Here is a 16,611-nt window from a genome sequence, read left to right as displayed (position 1 = left end):
TGGTTCAAAGCCTTGATCGCATGTTCCAGCGTCTACAGTCGTGCGCATGGACCCGCTTGCCGCTCTCCTCGACGGCCCTCGCGCCCACGGCGCGTTCCTCCTGCGCTCGGTACTGACCCCGCCGTGGTCGCTGCGCATCGAAGACCGGGCGCCGCTGACCGTGGTGTCGGTGGTGCGCGGCGAAGCGTGGATCGTGCCCGACGACGGCGAAGGCGTCCTGCTGGGCGAAGGCGACGTCGCGATCGCCCGCGGCCCGGAGCCGTACCTGGTCGCCGACCACCCGTCGACACCACCGCAGGCGCTGATCCTGCCCGGCCAGGAATGCCGCACCCCCGACGGCGGGCACCTGACCGCCTACGCCGACCTCGGCGTCCGCACCTGGGGCACCGGCGGCCCGGTCGTGCTGCTCACCGGCACCTACGGCATGGAAGGCGAAATCAGCAGAAAGCTCATCGCCGCACTGCCCGCGCTGATCGTCCTGCGCGCCGCCGACTGGCCGACCCCGCTGGTGGGGCTGCTGGCCACCGAGATCGGCCGGGACGTCCCGGGGCAGGAAGCCGTCCTGGACCGGCTGCTGGACCTGCTGCTGATCGCCGCGCTGCGGGCGTGGTTCGACCGGCCGGACACCAGCGCCCCGGCGTGGTACCGGGCGCACGAGGACCCGGTGGTCGGCCAGGCGCTGCGGCTGCTGCAGCACCAGCCGGCCGAACCGTGGACGGTCGCCAAGCTCGCGGCGGACGTCGGCGTGTCCCGCGCCGCGCTGGCCCGCCGCTTCGCCGCCGCGGTGGGCGAGACCCCGATGGCGTACCTGACCGGGTGGCGGCTCGCCCTGGCCGCGGACCTGCTCCGCCAGCACCCGGAGACGACGATCGCCTCGATCGCCCGCCAGGTCGGCTACGGCAGCGCGTTCGCCCTCAGCGCGGCCTTCAAGCGCGAGTTCGGCGTCAGTCCGCAGCACTACCGGACCCGGACGTCATGACCGCGGATCACCGAAAAGGGCAGATGTGGGCGGTCCAAGCGGGACAGCCCGCGGCCGTGGTTCCGGCGCCCGAGATTCCCCTGGTGACGGGCTGATCAGGACTTCAGTTCGCCACCGAGCCGGTCGAGCCACTCGCCGGTGCCCTGCTCGCGCCACTCCGGCTTCTCGGCGCCGTCCAGGAACGTGTCCTGCTCGGTGAGCACCAGCCGCGTGCCCTCACCTTCGGCGAGCAGTTCCACGGTCGTGGTCGAGACCGTCGCGAGCGCGCCGTCGCCGGTGAGCGTGCCGGAGAACACGATCCGCTGCTCGGGCACGATGTCGTGGAAGGTCGCGACGAAGGTCATCGGGCCGCCGGCGGGAGTGCGGGCGTCGATGGTCTCCCGGCCGCCGACGCGGAAGTCCAGCTCGTGCTCCGCCGTGGCCGCGAACCAGCGCTTCTTCGCCTCCGGGTCGGCCCAGGCGGCGAACACCCGCTCCGGCGGGACCGGGTAGGTGCGCTCCAGGCTGAACGTGCTGTGCAAGACGGTCATGACGTGCTCCCTTCCGACGTTCCGGGCGGCTCGGCGAGGAAGTCGCCGAGCCGGTCGAGCCTGCTCTCCCACGTGGTGCGCTGCCGCCCCAGCCACTGCTCGCCCGTGCGCAGCACCGCCGGTTCGATCCGGCAGGTGCGGACGCGGCCGACCTTCTCCGACCGCACGATCCCGGCAGTCTCCAGCACCTGCAGGTGCTGCACGACGGCGGCGAGCGACATGGTCAGCGGCTCGGCGAGCTCGCTGACCGACGCCGGGCCGCGCACGAGCCGCTCCACCAGCGCCCGCCGGGTCCGATCACCCAGGGCGCGGAACACCAGGTCCAGCGACTCTTCATGGTTAAGCACCTACTTAAGTTAATGCTGCGACGCCTGACGGTCAAGTAATCGCTTAAGTGTTGCGGGCAGCTCGGGCGTGGCACGCAAGGCGCTGAGCACATCGGCCAGCTCGCGCTCGGCCGCTTCGGCCCGGCTGGACGTGGCCCGCAGGTCGGCGCCGAGGTTCGTGGTGGTTTCGTGCATCGACCGGACGGTCTGTTCGTGCCCCGCCTGCAGCTCGGCGAGCCGCTGGTCGAACCCGGCACGGGCCGCTTCGTGCGCCGCCATCGCCGTGGCGTGCTCATCGCGAGCGGCGGCGAGCGCTGCGGTCACCTTCGCATGGTCGTCACGGGCGGAATCCAGCGCCGCGGCCACCTTGGCGTGGTCCTCGCGGGCCGCGTCGAGCCGTTCCTGGACGGCATCGGCCCGCGCGACGGCGGCCTGCCCGCGCCCGCGTTCCTCCTCGAGCGCCGCCCGGACAGCGGCCAGTTCGGCGGTCAGCGTCGCGATCACCGCGGCCCGTTCGCCGGCGAGGGCGGCGGAGGCGTCGGCCCGATCGGCGACCCGCGCGAGCTCGTCGCGCACCGCGGCCAGCTGCCCTTCGGCCCGCTGCTGCTCCTGAACCGCAGCCCGCCGGGTGGCACGCTCCTCATCGCGCTCCCTCAGCGCGGCCGCTTTGTCCCGCTCCGCCGCGGCGGCCTTGGCGACCGCGGTCTCGGCGATGTCCCGGGCCTGGGCGGCTTCGGCTTCCGCACGGCCACGCTGCAGCCGGTGGTCGTCGGCCTCGGCCAGGGCCGCGTCGCGTTCGGCCAGGGCGGTGGCGGTCGTCGCCTCGAGCTGGTGGCGCAGTGTCGTGAGGGTCTCGACCAGCCCACGGGCCGGTTCGAGGACGCGGTCGACCTGACCGGCGAGCGCGGTGACGGCGGTGTCGTCCAGCTCGGTGTCGCTCTCCCGCAGCGACTCCGCGTCCGCGAGCACGGCCTCGGCGTCCCGGCAGCTGAGGTTGCGCCGGCCCCAGGTTTTCCCGTCCTGGCAGAACCGCGCCCGGCTTCCCCGCCCCACCGCCGGCGGCAGCGGCGCTCCACACCTCCGGTACTCGCACACCCGCACCTGACCAGCGTCTTCTGTCATGATCAGGACTCTACCAAAGCTTCTAATCAGAACTAGATTTACCTGTTCAAAATTAAAAGATAAGCGGCAACAGCTCTGAGTTTGGATAAGGTCACATATCCTAACCCAGAACCAGACAGATGACCGAGGGACTGACAAGGGTCGGATCGGGGCTCGAAAAACTAGGACCCCTCGAAATGTCAACCCAGGGTTGACGCGCGCTTCCGTTCCAGCAGAGTCCGTTCCGCGGTGTTGCCGGTGAGCTCGATGGCCGTCGTGTAGGCCGCGGCGGCCTCCTCCGGGCGATCCACCCGCGCGAGCAGATCCGCCCGGATCGCGTGGAACAGCGGGAACCGCGGCAGATCGAGCTCCTCGACCAGCTCCAGCGCCACGAACGGACCGTCGACCTCGGCGACCGCCACCGCCCGGTTCAACGCCACCACCGGCGTCGGCGTGTGGGCCACCAGCTGGTCGTACAGCGCCTTGACCTGGGACCAGTCCGTGGGCGCGTCGCTGTGCACGGCCTGGATCGCCGCCTGGATCTGGTACGGGCCCGGCTGGTTGCGGCGCAGGCAGCGGCGGACGATCTCCCGGCCTTCGGCGATCAGGCCGGCGTCCCAGCGCGACCGGTCCTGGTCGGCCAGCAGCACGACGGCACCGGACGCGGTCGTGCGCGTCTCGCGGCGGGCGTCGATCAGCAGCATCGTCGCGAGCAGGCCCTGCACCTCGGGCTCGTCGGGCATCAGCCCGGCCAGGACGCGGGTCAGCCGGATCGCTTCCCGGCACAGCTCGGCGCGGATCAGCTCCTCCCCCGCGCTGGCCGCGTACCCCTCGTTGAAGATCAGGTACAGCACGGCGAGCACCGCGGCCAGCCGCGCGGGCAGGTCGGCGTCCCGCGGGACGCGGTACGGGATGCCCGCGTCGCGGATCTTGTTCTTCGCCCGGACGATCCGCTGGGCCATCGTGGGCTCGGCGACCAGGAACGCGGCCGCGATCTGGCCCGTCGTCAGGCCGCCGAGCAGCCGCAATGTCAACGCGACCTGCGCGGGCCGGGCCAGCGCCGGGTGGCAGCAGGTGAAGATCAGCCGGAGCCGTTCGTCGGGCACGGCGCCCTCCTCCACGGGCTCGGTCTCCGCGTGCAGCAGAGCCGCCTGGGCGTGCTTGTCCGCCCGGGCGGCCTCCCGCCGCAGCCGGTCGATGGCGCGGTTGCGGGCGGTGGTGATGATCCAGCCCGCCGGGCTCGGCGGGAGCCCGGCCGAAGGCCACCGCCGGACCGCCTCGGCGAACGCGTCCTGCACGGCCTCTTCGGCGACGTCGATGTCCCCGAAGACCCGCACGAGCACCGACACGGCCCGGCCGTACTCCGCGGCGAAGACGTCCTCGACGCTCACCCCTGGAACGGCCGCACCTCGACCGGCAGCGGGGCGACGGCGTCGGCGAGCCGGCCACCCCAGGTGAGCGCGGCGTCGAGGTCGGGCGCGGTGATGATGGTGAACCCGCCGAGGTGTTCCTTGCCTTCGGTGTAGGGGCCGTCGGTGACGAGGGTGTCGCCGTCGCCGGCCCGCAGCACGGTGGCGGTCGAGGGCGGGTGCAGCCCGCCGGCGAACACCCAGGCCCCGGCCGCCTTGAGATCGGCGTTGAGCGTGTCGAGCTTGCGCACGATCCCGTCCAGGACCTCCGGCGGCGGGGTCGGGCCGTCGGGCTGGTAGATGCTGAGCAGGTACTGCTTCATGTCGTCCTCCTCGGTGTCTTACCGCTGATACGAACGGCACCCGCGTGGATCGACACGGGAACCTACCGGGATCCCGTAACCTCGGCGCGTGCCCGAGCTGGAACCGGTGACCGACGCCGCGCTGAGCGCCCGCGAGCGGCTGGCGCTGCTGGACGAGGCCGCCGCCCGGCACGTCGACGAGCAGCGGCCGCCCAACACGCTCAAGGCCTACGCCCAGGACTGGCAGGTGTGGCAGGACTACACCGCCGAAGCCGGGATCCCGCCGCTGTCGGCGACGATCGGCGCACTGACCGGATTCGTCGTGTGGCTGGAACGCGGCCGCACGCTGCGGCCGGGCGAACGGGCCGTGCCCGACGTCCCCGAACGGGCGGCCCCGGCGGCGCCGTCGACCATCGAGCGACGTCTCACCGGTGCGCTCGCCGGGCTGCGCCACCACAAGGTGATCGTCGATCCCGAAGCCAGCCGCGCCGCGTGGCGGGCACTGAAGGGCTACCGGCAGCGGCTCGCGCGCGAGGGCGTTCAGCGCGGCCGCGGCAAGGCCACCATGGTCACCCTCGCCGACCTGCGGGCGATGTCACGAGCGTGCCCGGACACCCTCGCCGGCGCGCGCGACCGGGCGATGCTGCTGATCGGCTTCCCCATCGCCGCCCGCTGCTCCGACCTGGCGAACCTGCTGGTCACCGACGTGCAGCCGGTCGACGACCGGGGGCTCGCGGTGACGGTCCGGCACGGCAAGAGCACCGGCGACATGGTCGTCCCGCGGCGGGAAAGCCCCGACACCGACCCGGTGCGGGCGTGGCACGCGTGGCGGTCGGGTGCGGGGCTCGCCGAGGGGCCGGCGTTCCGCCGGGTGGATCGGCACGGCAACGTCGGTGAACCCGCGCTGACCACGACCGGCGTCAACCAGATCCTCACCCGGGCGGGCGTCCGCGCGGGGCTGCCGTACCCGGTCACCGGCCACTCGCTGCGGTCCGGGTTCGCCACCGAGGCCCGCCGAGCCGGGGCCGACGACCTCGCGATCGCCGACCAGGGCCGCTGGGTGCGCGGCAGCCGGGCGCTCTACGAGTACATCCGCCGCGTCGACCAGTGGAACGACAACGCGGCGGGCGCGCTCGACCTCTGAGTTCACGGCGCCGATCGGGTCGCGCCGACGACTTCGCCGTCCCACCGGGCGAGCCAGCTGCCGCAGACGCAGCGCACGTAGTCGAGCCGAGGGGTGACGGGCTGCGCCGCGGCCGCCGGGAGTTCGGCGAGCGGCCAGCCGCAGCGGGGGCAACGGTTCCGGTCCATGCCCCCGATCGTGGTGTAATGACTTTGTGCACTTCAACCCTTACGGCGGTCCGGCCGCGCTGGTGGCCGCCGACCTGGTCAACGCCGGTTCCGCGAGCGAGCTGCTCGACGGGATGGTCCGCAACGGCATGGCGATCAAGGCCCTGACCGACGGCGAAGCGACGCTGATCGGCGCGTGGGCCACCCGGCTGCGCCCGGTGTTCGCCGCCGACGTCACCGCCCGCCCGGACCTGGTCAACGAGCTGCTGGCCGAAGCGGCGTGCCGCCCGTACATCACCACCCACGACGGCAAGCCGCCCCACCTGCACTACTCGGCGGAGGACGCCGGGCCGGTCGGCCGCGTCCGCGCGTACACCGCGGGCGGGCTGGCCCACCTGGTGTGCGAAGCCCCGGATCGCCTGGGCATCTGCAGCCGCGAAGGCTGCGAAACGGCGTATGTGGACACCTCGCGCAACGGCCGCCGGCGGTTCTGCTCGACGCGGTGTGCGACGCGGGTGCACGTCGCCGAGCACCGGGCCCGGCAGGTCAGCGCCTAGGGGGCCAGGAGCCCGGCCGTGACCGCGGCTTCGACGCAGGCGACGGCCTGGTCACGCTCGGCGGGGCTGGCCTTGGCGTCGGCGTAGGGGCGTGCTTCGAGGCGGCCGTCGGGCAGATTGGCGATCGCCGGGGACAGGTCCTTCCGCACGCGGGCCACAACGCCGCATCCAACGTGCGGGTGGCTGCCGCGCGGGCCTCGTCACCGATCCGGGTCCCGCACGCCGTGCACCGCCTGCCATCGCGGGAGCACAGCGATCCGGACATGCCAGTCAGCGGCTAGTTCCTTCGGCGTACGGCTTTCTCGCCCGCCACGCGAAAACCGTCGGCGTCGGCGCGCCGCCTTCGGCGAACCGCTCGAACACCAATCCCGCCTCCAGGACCGCGCCCAGCAGTGCGGGCAGCGGCCGGTGGGTGGCGCCGACCTTGTCCCGCAGGCCCTGGTCGCTCCACGACTCCATGGTCCAGCCGGGCTCCCGGTAGCCGGGCCGGATGACGACCGCGCGGGCGTCGGTGCGGTCGGCGAACCCGCCGCAGAAGCACGGGTGCACGCCGACGTGCACGAACACCCCGCCCGGCGCCAGGACCCGGGCCGCTTCCCGCAGCACCGCGGGATATCCGGGCATGTCGGTGTGGACCATGATCGCCACGACGGCGGGCAGCGCACCGGTCGCGATCGGCAGCGCCGTGGCATCGCCTCGCACGACCGGCAACCGCGCCCCGGCGTGCCGCAGCATCCCCGCGGAGACGTCGACGCCGAGCGGAGTGCGGCCCAGCTGCCGGATTCGCCCGGCGTGGGCGCCGGTGCCACAGCCCAGCTCGAGGCACGCTCCGGCGCCCGGTCCGAGGAGGTCCCGCAGCACCGGCCCGAACTCCAGCGGATCCTCCCGCCAGCCGGGGACGAGCGTGGTTTCGTACCAGTCGGCGATGGCGTCGTAGGAGGTCACCTCCCCGTCGTACCGGCGGGGCGCCGGGTGGTCCACGGATTTCGCGCGGAGCGGTCTACAGCAGCCGTTTCAGCCGGGCCACCGCCTCCTCGCGGTGCTGCCGCCGGTACATCGCCAGCGCCCGCGACCAGGTGTCCCGCGCCGCGTTCCGGTCTCCGAGCGCGTCGTGGGCGCGACCCTGCCGTTCGAGGGTGTCGGCGGCGAAGTACTCGCCGCCGCAGGCCAGGTACGCGGTCACGGCCTGGCGGTAGTAGCCGACGGCGGCCTGGTGCTCGCCGGTGTGGTCGGCGATGAAGCCGAGGCTGTCCAGCACGTCCGGCTCCAGCGTCGGGTGGCCGAGCCGGCGGATCAGCCGCAGCGAAGCGGCGCAGTGCTCCTGCGCGGGCTCGTACTGCCCGAGCCGGGCGTGGTACCAGCCGACCGAGTTCAGCGCGACGGCCTTGGCGTGCGGGAGGTCCAGCCGGTCGTGCAGCCGCAGCGCCGTGGTCGCGTGCTCCAGCGCGGCGGCGGGCGCGTCCTGCTGGCCGTAGGCCTGCGCGAGGATGACGTGCGTGCGGGCCTGCGCGGCCAGGTCACCGGACTGCTCGGCCAGGCGCAACGCTTCGGTCAGGTGCGCGCCGGCCTCCCGGTGGTCGCCGGCGTGCGCGGCGGCGTGGCCGAGGTTCGCGTGGACGGTCATCCGCACGTGGCACGACTCTTCCGGGGCCACCGAGGCGAGCGCCGCCCGCCACGACTCGAGCCGGTCCCGCACCCGGCCCTGGCGTCGCTGGGCCACGTCGAGGCTCCAGGCGAACCGCCACAGCACGTCGCGCCAGCCGCGCTCGGCCACGAGCCGGAATGCGGCCTGCAGGTTGGGCATCTCGGCGCCGAACCACTCGACCGCTTCGGCCTGGCCGGTGAAGCGCCGGGGCTCGCACCCGGGGCGCGGCGGGTCCAGCGGTGGCACCGGGTACAACGGCTCGGCCAGCGCGCCGGCCGCGGCCGCGGTGTGCAGGGAGAACTCGACGAGCCGGGCCAGCGCGTCATCCTGTTCCGCGTCCGTGAGGTCCCGCCGGCTGCACCGGATGGCGAAGAGCCGGATCAGGTCGTGCAGACGCCAGCGGCCGGGGGCGTGCTGGTCGACCAGGTGCAGCTCCGCCAAGGCACGCAACACCCGCTGGGCTTCGGCGACGGTGAGCCGGGCCAGCGCGGCGGCGGCGGGCACCCCGATGTCGGGCCCGGGCGCGAGCCCCAGCAGAGCGAACAACCGCGCGTGGGTGGCGGGCAGCGTCTCGTAGGTCGACCGCAGCACCGCCGGCAGGCTCGTGGCGACGCCGTCGTCGAGGGCGTCCAGCCGGCTGTCGGTCTCCCGCAACTCCGCCGCCAGAGCGGCGAGCGCCAGCTTGGGCGTGACGGCCGCGCGGCCGGCCACGATCCCCAGCGCCAGCGGGTATCCCGAGCAGTACGCCAGCAGCTCGTCCACCGCTTCGGGCTCGGCGGCCAGCCGCGCCGGCCCGAGCCGGGCGGCCAGCAGCCGGCGCGCCTCCCGCGGGGGCAGCACGTCCAGCGGGAGCGGCCGGGCGCCGTGCCGGACCACCAGGTCGGTCAGCGAACGCCGGGACGTCAGCACGACCACGCACGCGGACCCGGCCGGCAGCAGCGGCGCGACCTGCGCCGAGTCGGCGGCGTTGTCCAGCACCACCAGCATCTTCCGGCCGGCCAGCACGCTGCGGTACAGGCCGGCCATGCCCTGGGTCGTCGCCGGGATGGCCGTCCCGGCGATGCCGAGCGCCTCCAGGAAGCCCCGCAGCGCTGCCGCCGGCTCCAGCGGCGGCATCGACGGGCTGAAACCGCACAGGTCGACGAACAGCTGCCCGTCGGGGAAGCGGCCGGCGTTGCGGCGGGCCCAGTCCAGCGCCAGCCACGTCTTGCCGATGCCGCCCGCCCCGGCGATCGACGACAGCACCACGACACCACCGGGGGCGTCCGCGACCGCCGCGTCGAGCGCCGCCAGTTCGGCGTCCCGGCCGACGAACGCCGCGGGCGAAGCCGGAACTTGCCGCGGCGACGGCAGGTTCCGGGTGTCCCGCCGGGGGGCCGCCAGCGCCGGATCGGCGTTGAGGATGCGCGCGTGCAGTTCCTGGGTGCGCGGCGCGGGATCGGTGCCGAGCTGTTCGGCGAGCCGCTCGCGCAGGGACCGGTAGTGCCCCAGCGCGTCGGCGACCCGGCCGGCGCGGTAGAGCGCCAGCATGTACTGGGCGGAAACCCGTTCGTCCCAGGGGTGATCCGCCGTCCGGGCGGCCAGTTCCGTGACCAGGCCCTGTTCCCGGCCGGTGCGCAGCCGGAGGTCGGTGTGATCGCACACGGCGTCGAACAGCTCCCGCTCGAGCTGCCGGCGCTGCCGGGTGGCCCAGTCGCCGTCCAGCCCGCCGAGGGGATCGCCGCGCCACAAGGCGATCGCCTGGTCGAACAAGTCCGCCGCGGAGTCGTCGTCGGCGGCCCGGGCCCGCGCGCAGAGGGCGCGGAAGCGGTGGAGGTCGATCGCCGTCTCCGGGATCGCCAGCAGGTAGCCGCCGGACCTCCCCACCACCTCGGCGGTCAGCAGGCGGCGCAGCCGGGACACGTAGCTCGCCAGCGTCGCCTTGGCCCGCGGCGGCGGATCCGCGCCCCACACGCATTCCGCCAGCCGAGCGGCCGGCACCACGCGGTTCGGCTCCATCGCCAGCGCCGCCAGCACACACCGTTGCTTGGCCGGCCCGGCCGCCACCGGCCGCCCGGCCACGCAGGTCGTCACATCGTCCAGAAGCACGACTTCGACACTCATGGCGCTCCCCTCGCCAAGACCAGGCATAGCCGAGGTCGAGAGCGCATCGCACGCGAACCGGACGAAGTCCACACGAACGGCCGACAACGCACCCGGAGCAGGCGATTGCAAAACCACACAACCCCCGTGCAATGCGCCGACACCATGCTTCTGCACCGAGGGGGGAACTCATGAAGCGAACACCGATCATCACGGTTTTCGTCACGCTGGGCGCTGTCGCCGCCGGCTGTGCGGCCCCACCGGCCACGCCGCCGGCGGCCGCGGTGCCCGACAGCCGGGTGCTCGACGAGGCCGAGCAAGTGGTGCTGCGCGATTGCATGGCGAAAGCCGGCTTCGAATACCGGATCACGCCGCCGCCGTCCGTGCCCGATCAGCGGGAGTTCCCGTACGTCGTCGACGACGTCGAGTGGGCTCGCAAGCACGGCTACGGCTCCGACATCGAGCAGCAGCTGGACGCCCTGCGTGCCGATGATCCCAACCAGCGCTACTTCCGGAGCCTGCCGGCGGAGCGCCGTCCGGCGGCCGCGGCCGCCGCGAACGGCCCGAAACCGCTCGGCCTCACCGCCAAGGACCCCGACGGCGGCACCGTGACCCGCAGCGACCAAGGCTGCCGCACCGAGGTCTTCCGGGAGCTGTACGGCGACCCGCAGACGTGGTTCCAGGCCAGCACCACCGTCGCCGGCCTGAAACCCCTCCGGGTGCGGCGTGTCATGGCCGACCCGAAGTTCACCGGCGCGCTCGGCCCGTGGTCGGCGTGCATGCGCTCGGCCGGCTTCGCCTACTCGAGCCCCGCCGACCTGCGCGCCCACCGGCCCGAGCAGCCGGCGTTCGCCGACGAGCAACGCATGGCGGTCACCGAAGCGACCTGCGCCGGGCAGAGCGGGCTCGCCGCCACCGCCAAGGAGCTGGACGCGCACTACGAAGCCGAACTGAACCAGCAGTACCAGGCCGCGCTCGACACCCGGCACCGGCTGCAGGTGGCCGCGCTGCCGCACGCGCGGCAGCTGCTCCGCCAGGACCGCCCGGGCTCGTAGGCCCGGGGGAAACGCACCACCGAGAGGGAGGACCACCATGCGCAAGTCCCGGATCGCCGCGGGGGCGGTCACGATCGCCGCCACGGCACTGGTCGCCGGAGCCGTCACCGCCGAGGCGGCCACCGCGCCGCCCGCGGCACCGGCCACCGCCCAGGCCGACGGGTACTTCTACACGTACAACGGCCCGTACTTCACCGAGTTCTGCAACGGCTGGCGCACGGGCTCCACGAACTGGGGAGGCTGCGCCAACGAGGACGAGTCGCTGTGGAACAACGGCTACCCCGGCCGTCTCGACGACGTCCTCGTCTTCTACGCCCCGGGCCCGAGCGGCGCGTGGCGTGGGGTCTGCAACGGCGACGCGCTGCCCGACATCAGCGGGCTGACCTTCGACTGGAGCGGCGGCGAGGACGGCCACGGCGAGTCGATCTGGCACAACATCGCCGCGCACAAGTGGGCGACCCTGGGGGGCGTCTGCGCTTGAGCCGGCCGTGGTGCGTGCTGTCGCAGGCGGCACGCACCACCCCGTCCGGCGCTGCCTACACTGGACACATGAGCAAGCGCTTAGTGACTTTGGGGGACTCGTTCACCGAAGGCGTCGGCGACGACGATCCCGCCGCCCCGAACGGCGTGCGCGGCTGGGCCGATCGCGTCGCCGAACAGCTCGCCGCGCGGGAACCGGACTTCCGGTACGCCAACCTCGCCATCCGGGGCAAGCTGATGCCGCAGATCCTCGGCGAGCAGCTCGAGCCCGCGCTCGCCATGGCACCCGACCTCGTCACCCTCTACGGCGGGGGCAACGACCTGATGCGGCCCAGGGTCGACATCGACGCGCTGATGGCCGGCTACGAAGCCGCGGTCGCGAAGATCCGGGCGACCGGGGCCCGGCTCGTCCTGTTCACCGGGGTCGACGGCGTCGAGGACCCGCTCTTCCGCACGATCCGCGGCCGGGTGGCCATCTACAACGAACTCGTGCGCGGCATCGCGGCCCGCCACGACGCGCTGCTGGTGGACCTGTGGTCGATGCGGCAGCTCTGCGACCGCCGGTTCTGGGCGCCGGACCGCCTGCACCTCAACGCGCTCGGGCACACCGAGGTCGCCATCGAGGTGCTGCGGGTCCTCGGCGTGGAACACCCGCTGGTCAACTCGGAACCGGCGCCGCGCGTGGTGCTGAGCCCGGCGGCGCGCCGGAGCCAGAACCTGCGGTGGGCGCGGGAACACGCGCTGCCGTGGGTGCGGCGGCGGGTGAAGGGCGAATCGTCCGGGGACACGCTCACCGCGAAGCGCCCGACGCTGGCGCCGGTCGGCTCAGCGCCGGTCCCCCGCTGACGGGCGGAGGCCGTCGAAGAGGATCGCCACGGCCCGGTCACGCACGGGTGCGTCCGGGCCGGCGTACTCGGCGGCCCGCGCGACCCCGATGATCACCGGGATCAGCTCGCCGACGACGAGGTCGGCCCGGACCGCGCCCGCCGCTTGCGCCCGCGACAACAGCACGCCCAAAGCCGACAGCAGGCGCGCGCCGGCGTCGGACTTCGCCACGGGCACCGTGACCCCGGCCGCGGTCAGCGCTTCGAAGTAGGCGTTCTTCGCACTCGACATCTCGACCCAGCTGCCCAGGAACGTGAAGAACGCGCCGCCCGGGTCGGTGGACTCCGCGGCCACGGCCGTCTCGGCCTCGTCGACGAACCGGCTCAGCCGCGCGAAGAGCACCGCTTCGAGCAGCGCCTCCTTCGTCGGGAAGTGCCGGAACACCGTGCCGATGCCGACACCGGCGACGCGGGCGACCTCCTCGGTGGGTGCCCCGGTGCCCTTGGCGGCGAACACGCTCTCGGCCGCCTCCAGCACGCGCGCCCGGTTGCGCCGCGCGTCGGCGCGCAGGGGTTTCGGCTCGGCGGGCTCAGCGGCGGGGGTCACCTTCCGATCCTAACGGCGCCGGATCGGGCAGCGAGTCCAGCAGCCGGGCCAGGGCCCGCGGGACGTGGGAGCGCCAGCCGCCACCCATGATCCGGCGGGAGACGCGCTGGAACTCGTCGTCCGGGTCGAACCCCTCGTGGCTGAGGAACAGCCGGGTGCCGGTGCCCTCCGGCTCCAGCCGCCAGGTCACCGTCCACTGCGGACCCCAGCGGATGCTGAGCTTGCGTTCGGGTTCGACCTCCAGGACTTCGCACGCGACCGGTCCGCCGGCGAACCCGGCCGCGGGCACCGGCTCGGCCAGCAGCTCGAACCGGTGCCCCACCACGGGTTTGATGTCGTTGGGCATGTTGAGCCAGCGTTCGAGAAGAGCCGGCTCGGTCAGGGCGCGCCACACCTTGCGGGCCGGGTGGGCGAGGAACTGGTCGACGTGGATCGCGGCCGGGTCGTCGTCGGTCACAGGTCTTCCTCTTCGTCCAGTAGGTCGCGCAGGGTGGCGAGCTTGGTGCGCCAGAAGCGCTCGTACGGGGTGAGCCAGTCCGCGACTTCCTCGAGCGGCGCCGCGTCGAGGCGGTAGACGCGGTTGCGGCCTTGGCGTTGTTCGGTGACCAGACCCGCCTCGCGCAGCACCCGCAGGTGCTCCGAGAGGCTGGGCCGGGCCATCTCGAACCGTTCGGCGATGGCGCCGGCGGGCATCGGGCCGTCGAGCAGCAGCCGCAGCACTTCGCGCCGCGCCGGGCTGGCCAGCGCGGCGAAGACGTCGTCGTTGACCGGCATCAGCGCGGGACGGCGCCGAAGTCCGACGGCTCGAGGAGGCCGATCGTGTGCCCGTCGACGTCCCGGAACGACGTCGCCCGGCCCCACGGCCGCTCGTCCGGATCGGCGACGTCGACCCCGGCCGCCCGCAACGCGGCGACATCGGCGTCGACGTCGGTGGTCTGCAGCTGGAAGTGCCGCGGCCCCGGCTCGACCCCGGTGACCTGCTGGTCGGTCAGCACCACGCCGGTCTTCGCCCCCTGGGGTGCGACCAGCACGAACCGGCCGCCTTCGGGCGTGCGGCGGTCGACGAGGGCTTCGAAGCCGAGCTTGCCGACGTAGAAGTCCCGCGCGCGGGCGTGGTCGGCGACCGGCAGGGTCAGGAACTGGACGTGGGTGATCGTCATGCCGGCGACAATACGTAGGAGATATCCTACGCGTCAAGCGGGTGGCCGAACCACCGTTCCAGGGCCGTGCGTAGGGCCTTGCGTTCGGTGTCGTCCGGTTCCGTCGCGCTGCTCGCCCAGGCGACGTACCCGTCGGGCCGGACGAGCAGCGCGGTCGCGTCGCCCTCCGCGTGGCTGGGCACGAGGTCCACGCGGTCGGTCCAGCCGCGCAGGTCGTCACCGAGCGAGCCGGTGAAGTCGAGCAGCAGCGGCCGGGCCGTCGTGGTCAGTTCGGCCAGCCGGGTGCCGTCGGCGAGGACGAGATCGGGGGCCCACCGGCCGTCGAGCGGGTGGTCGGTGCCCGGCTCGTACCGGACGTCGGCGCCGGACATCAGGTCGGCGACGTGCTGCACGGTGCCCGGCAGCCGCAGGAGTTCGCCGAACAGCTGGCGCAGCGCGGTGACGTCGCGGCCCGGGCTGATCAGCGCCGACTGGGCCTGGGTGTGCATGACGACGCGCTCGGCGACCGGGCGGCGTTCGCTCTCGTAGGTGTCGAGCAGGCCCGCCGGCGCCCAGCCGCGCACGGTGGCGGCGAGCTTCCAGCCGAGACCGACCGCGTCCTGCAGGCCGAGGTTGAGGCCGGGGCCGCCGATCGCGGAGTGGACGTGTGCGGCGTCGCCGACCAGCAGGACGCGTCCTTCGCGGAACTTCTCGGCCAGCCGCGTGTTGCGCCCGCGCAGCCGCCGCAGCAGGTGCGGGCCGTCGCCCTCGGGCGCGCCGAGCGGCACCTCGACCCCGAGGACACGCCGGACGCTCGCGCGCAGCTCGTCGACGGACATCGGCGGCTCGTCGACGGACTCCGGTTCGTCGGTCCATTCCATGGTGCTGATCAGCGGGCCGGCGGGGAACGGCGCGTACACGAACAGGCCGGTTTCGGTGCGGTAGTGGAAGAACGGCGGGATGACGCCGTGGCCCGGCACCCGCAGGCCACCCGATTCCGCGTCGGCGAACTCCGCGGGCACCGTGGCGTTCGCGGTGAAGGACAAGGTGCGGTCTTCGGTGACGCCGGGAAAGCCGATGCCGGTGAGCTTGCGGGTGACGCTGCGGCCGCCGTCCGCGCCGACGACGTACCGGGCACCGATGCGGTACGGCCCTTCGGGACCGGTGACGTCGAGGGTGACCGCGTCGGCGTCCTGGGTGAGGCCGGTGAGCTCGTGGCCGCGCCGGACCTCGATGCCGAGTTCGGCGGCGCGTGCGTTGAGCATCGCCTCGACCTGCCGCTGTGGCACGCCGAGGATGTTCAGCGAGTTGCGCTCGGCCAGGGTGAGGTCCAGGCGCAGCCCGCCGAAGACGAACGCCGGCGCGGGCGGCGCGATCGGGCCGGCGAGCCGTTCGTGCAGGCCGCGGCGGTCGAGGAGGCGGACGACCTGGCCGACGAGGCCGTTGGCGCGGTTCTCGGTGGTCGGTTCGGGCAGCCGTTCCAGCACCAGCGGCCGGACGCCGGCGAGGGCGAGTTCGCAGGCGAGCATGAGGCCGTTGGGGCCGGCTCCGGCGATGACGACGTCTTCCACGGTGGACTCCCCTTTTGCGGGCATGGCGAAGCAGCCCGGCGTGCGGGCGCTTCTCCGGGTTTTCGGATGAGGTGGGCTAGCGGGGTTCGGGCAGGCCGGCGGCGAGCCGGCCGAAGACGTCCCGCAGGACGTCTTCCAGGGCCGGTCGCGGATCGGCGACCAGCCACTGCTGGGTGACGACGTTGAGCGCGGCACCGACGACCCCCGCGACGAGCCGCGGGTAGACGTCCCGGGTGACGTCGGTGCCGGTGCGTTCGGCGACGGCGAGCGCGAACTCGGCTTCGGCGGCCGCACCGGCCTTCTGGAACTCCCCCTGCAGGGCGGGTTCGGCGACCATCAGCCGCAGCCCCTCGACCCAGCTCCGGTCGGCGGGTTTCCCGTCGGGCACCGGTTCGCCGAGCGCGAACCCGTCGAGCGCGGCGCGGGTGAGGGCGTCCCAGATCGGTTCCCCGGCCGGCCGGTCCCGCAGCGCGGCGGCGATGGCGCGCGCCCGGTCGTGGTGCCGGGCGACGATGGCTTCGCCTTTGCTGCCGAAGTAATTGCTGAAGGTCCGGGTGGACACCCCGGCTTCGGCGGCGATGTCTTCGATCCGGACGTTGTCGAAGCCGCGTTCGACGGTCAGCCGGATCGCCGCCCAGCTCAGCGCGATGCGCGTTGCCCGCTTCTTGCGCTCACGAAGGCCGGCGCGGTCGGTGTCCATGAACCCCACCGTAC

General features: G+C 73.6%; 21 protein-coding genes. 6 read left to right on the top strand and 15 right to left on the bottom strand.

Translation table 11 applies throughout. The features are described from left to right. Nucleotides 1-46 precede the first annotated feature (46 nt). Nucleotides 47-979 carry an AraC family transcriptional regulator gene (locus ACWEF6_RS14650; RefSeq protein WP_449683366.1) on the top strand — a complete coding sequence of 311 codons (933 nt, stop codon included), beginning with the start codon at nucleotides 47-49 and terminating at the stop codon, nucleotides 977-979. A gap of 95 nt (nucleotides 980-1,074) precedes the next feature. Here the strand turns inward: ACWEF6_RS14650 and ACWEF6_RS14645 are convergent, their stop codons facing one another. The 5 genes from ACWEF6_RS14645 to ACWEF6_RS14625 form a co-directional block, all read right to left on the bottom strand. After that, nucleotides 1,075-1,509, bottom strand: coding sequence for an SRPBCC family protein (locus ACWEF6_RS14645; RefSeq protein WP_449683365.1), 435 nt, complete (start codon nucleotides 1,507-1,509; stop codon nucleotides 1,075-1,077). Continuing rightward, nucleotides 1,506-1,856 (bottom strand): ArsR/SmtB family transcription factor, encoded by a 351-nt coding sequence (locus ACWEF6_RS14640; RefSeq protein WP_449683364.1) that lies wholly within the window; start codon nucleotides 1,854-1,856, stop codon nucleotides 1,506-1,508. The genes ACWEF6_RS14645 and ACWEF6_RS14640 overlap by 4 nt, the downstream gene beginning before the upstream one ends. A gap of 9 nt (nucleotides 1,857-1,865) precedes the next feature. Then, the gene (locus ACWEF6_RS14635; RefSeq protein ID WP_449683363.1) at nucleotides 1,866-2,957 is read right to left on the bottom strand and encodes a hypothetical protein; all 1,092 of its coding nucleotides are present in this window, start codon (nucleotides 2,955-2,957) and stop codon (nucleotides 1,866-1,868) included. A gap of 179 nt (nucleotides 2,958-3,136) precedes the next feature. Then, nucleotides 3,137-4,327: an RNA polymerase sigma factor gene (locus ACWEF6_RS14630; RefSeq protein WP_449683362.1), complete on the bottom strand. Its 1,191-nt coding sequence runs from the start codon at nucleotides 4,325-4,327 to the stop codon at nucleotides 3,137-3,139. After that, nucleotides 4,324-4,668 carry a YciI family protein gene (locus tag ACWEF6_RS14625; RefSeq protein ID WP_449683361.1) on the bottom strand — a complete coding sequence of 115 codons (345 nt, stop codon included), beginning with the start codon at nucleotides 4,666-4,668 and terminating at the stop codon, nucleotides 4,324-4,326. The genes ACWEF6_RS14630 and ACWEF6_RS14625 overlap by 4 nt, the downstream gene beginning before the upstream one ends. Nucleotides 4,669-4,756: 88 nt before the next feature. On the opposite strand from ACWEF6_RS14625, the gene ACWEF6_RS14620 reads away from it, so the two are divergent. Beyond that, on the top strand, nucleotides 4,757-5,791 hold the full coding sequence (locus ACWEF6_RS14620; protein WP_449683360.1) for a site-specific integrase: 1,035 nt from the start codon (nucleotides 4,757-4,759) through the stop codon (nucleotides 5,789-5,791). Nucleotides 5,792-5,793: 2 nt separating this feature from the next. Here the strand turns inward: ACWEF6_RS14620 and ACWEF6_RS14615 are convergent, their stop codons facing one another. After that, entirely contained in the window at nucleotides 5,794-5,958 is a 165-nt protein-coding gene (locus tag ACWEF6_RS14615; protein ID WP_167455070.1) for a hypothetical protein, read from the bottom strand. Nucleotides 5,959-5,984: 26 nt separating this feature from the next. Between ACWEF6_RS14615 and ACWEF6_RS14610 the strand changes: the two genes are divergently transcribed. Next, nucleotides 5,985-6,494: a CGNR zinc finger domain-containing protein gene (locus tag ACWEF6_RS14610; protein WP_449683359.1), complete on the top strand. Its 510-nt coding sequence runs from the start codon at nucleotides 5,985-5,987 to the stop codon at nucleotides 6,492-6,494. Here the strand turns inward: ACWEF6_RS14610 and ACWEF6_RS14605 are convergent. The 3 genes from ACWEF6_RS14605 to ACWEF6_RS14595 all read right to left on the bottom strand — a co-directional run bounded on the left by ACWEF6_RS14605 (nucleotide 6,491) and on the right by ACWEF6_RS14595 (nucleotide 10,242). Next, a complete protein-coding gene (locus ACWEF6_RS14605) occupies nucleotides 6,491-6,643 on the bottom strand; it encodes a hypothetical protein (protein WP_449683358.1) in 153 nt (50 codons plus the stop codon). The genes ACWEF6_RS14610 and ACWEF6_RS14605 overlap by 4 nt on opposite strands. Before the next feature lie 121 nt (nucleotides 6,644-6,764). Further along, complete coding sequence (locus tag ACWEF6_RS14600) at nucleotides 6,765-7,439, bottom strand: class I SAM-dependent methyltransferase (protein WP_449683357.1); 675 nt, start codon at nucleotides 7,437-7,439, stop codon at nucleotides 6,765-6,767. Between the two features lie 55 nt (nucleotides 7,440-7,494). After that, complete coding sequence (locus tag ACWEF6_RS14595; RefSeq protein WP_449683356.1) at nucleotides 7,495-10,242, bottom strand: AfsR/SARP family transcriptional regulator; 2,748 nt, start codon at nucleotides 10,240-10,242, stop codon at nucleotides 7,495-7,497. Nucleotides 10,243-10,412: 170 nt separating this feature from the next. On the opposite strand from ACWEF6_RS14595, the gene ACWEF6_RS14590 reads away from it, so the two are divergent. The 3 genes from ACWEF6_RS14590 (at nucleotide 10,413) to ACWEF6_RS14580 (ending at nucleotide 12,602) form a co-directional block, all read left to right on the top strand. Continuing rightward, entirely contained in the window at nucleotides 10,413-11,276 is an 864-nt protein-coding gene (locus tag ACWEF6_RS14590) for a hypothetical protein (protein WP_449683355.1), read from the top strand. Between the two features lie 37 nt (nucleotides 11,277-11,313). Then, entirely contained in the window at nucleotides 11,314-11,757 is a 444-nt protein-coding gene (locus tag ACWEF6_RS14585) for a hypothetical protein (RefSeq protein WP_449683354.1), read from the top strand. 68 nt (nucleotides 11,758-11,825) lie between these two features. Further along, complete coding sequence (locus tag ACWEF6_RS14580) at nucleotides 11,826-12,602, top strand: SGNH/GDSL hydrolase family protein (protein WP_449683353.1); 777 nt, start codon at nucleotides 11,826-11,828, stop codon at nucleotides 12,600-12,602. Here ACWEF6_RS14580 and ACWEF6_RS14575 read toward each other — a convergent pair. The 6 genes from ACWEF6_RS14575 to ACWEF6_RS14550 all read right to left on the bottom strand — a co-directional run bounded on the left by ACWEF6_RS14575 (nucleotide 12,582) and on the right by ACWEF6_RS14550 (nucleotide 16,597). Further along, nucleotides 12,582-13,187 (bottom strand): TetR/AcrR family transcriptional regulator, encoded by a 606-nt coding sequence (locus tag ACWEF6_RS14575; RefSeq protein ID WP_449683352.1) that lies wholly within the window; start codon nucleotides 13,185-13,187, stop codon nucleotides 12,582-12,584. The two genes, ACWEF6_RS14580 and ACWEF6_RS14575, sit on opposite strands and share 21 nt — an antisense overlap. Beyond that, entirely contained in the window at nucleotides 13,171-13,644 is a 474-nt protein-coding gene (locus tag ACWEF6_RS14570; protein ID WP_310972692.1) for an SRPBCC family protein, read from the bottom strand. Before ACWEF6_RS14570 ends, ACWEF6_RS14575 begins: the two co-directional genes overlap by 17 nt. Next, nucleotides 13,641-13,961, bottom strand: coding sequence for a metalloregulator ArsR/SmtB family transcription factor (locus tag ACWEF6_RS14565; RefSeq protein WP_310972693.1), 321 nt, complete (start codon nucleotides 13,959-13,961; stop codon nucleotides 13,641-13,643). The genes ACWEF6_RS14570 and ACWEF6_RS14565 overlap by 4 nt, the downstream gene beginning before the upstream one ends. Then, on the bottom strand, nucleotides 13,961-14,347 hold the full coding sequence (locus ACWEF6_RS14560) for a VOC family protein (RefSeq protein WP_449683351.1): 387 nt from the start codon (nucleotides 14,345-14,347) through the stop codon (nucleotides 13,961-13,963). The genes ACWEF6_RS14565 and ACWEF6_RS14560 overlap by 1 nt, the downstream gene beginning before the upstream one ends. Before the next feature lie 26 nt (nucleotides 14,348-14,373). Continuing rightward, a complete protein-coding gene (locus ACWEF6_RS14555; protein WP_449683350.1) occupies nucleotides 14,374-15,897 on the bottom strand; it encodes an FAD-dependent monooxygenase in 1,524 nt (507 codons plus the stop codon). 76 nt (nucleotides 15,898-15,973) lie between these two features. Then, nucleotides 15,974-16,597, bottom strand: coding sequence for an acyl-CoA-like ligand-binding transcription factor (locus ACWEF6_RS14550; protein WP_449683349.1), 624 nt, complete (start codon nucleotides 16,595-16,597; stop codon nucleotides 15,974-15,976). Nucleotides 16,598-16,611: the final 14 nt, after the last annotated feature.

Source organism: Amycolatopsis sp. NPDC004772 (assembly GCF_053601215.1).
Note: the sequence above shows the minus strand (reverse complement) of the source record. Positions and strands in the feature narration are given on the sequence as shown.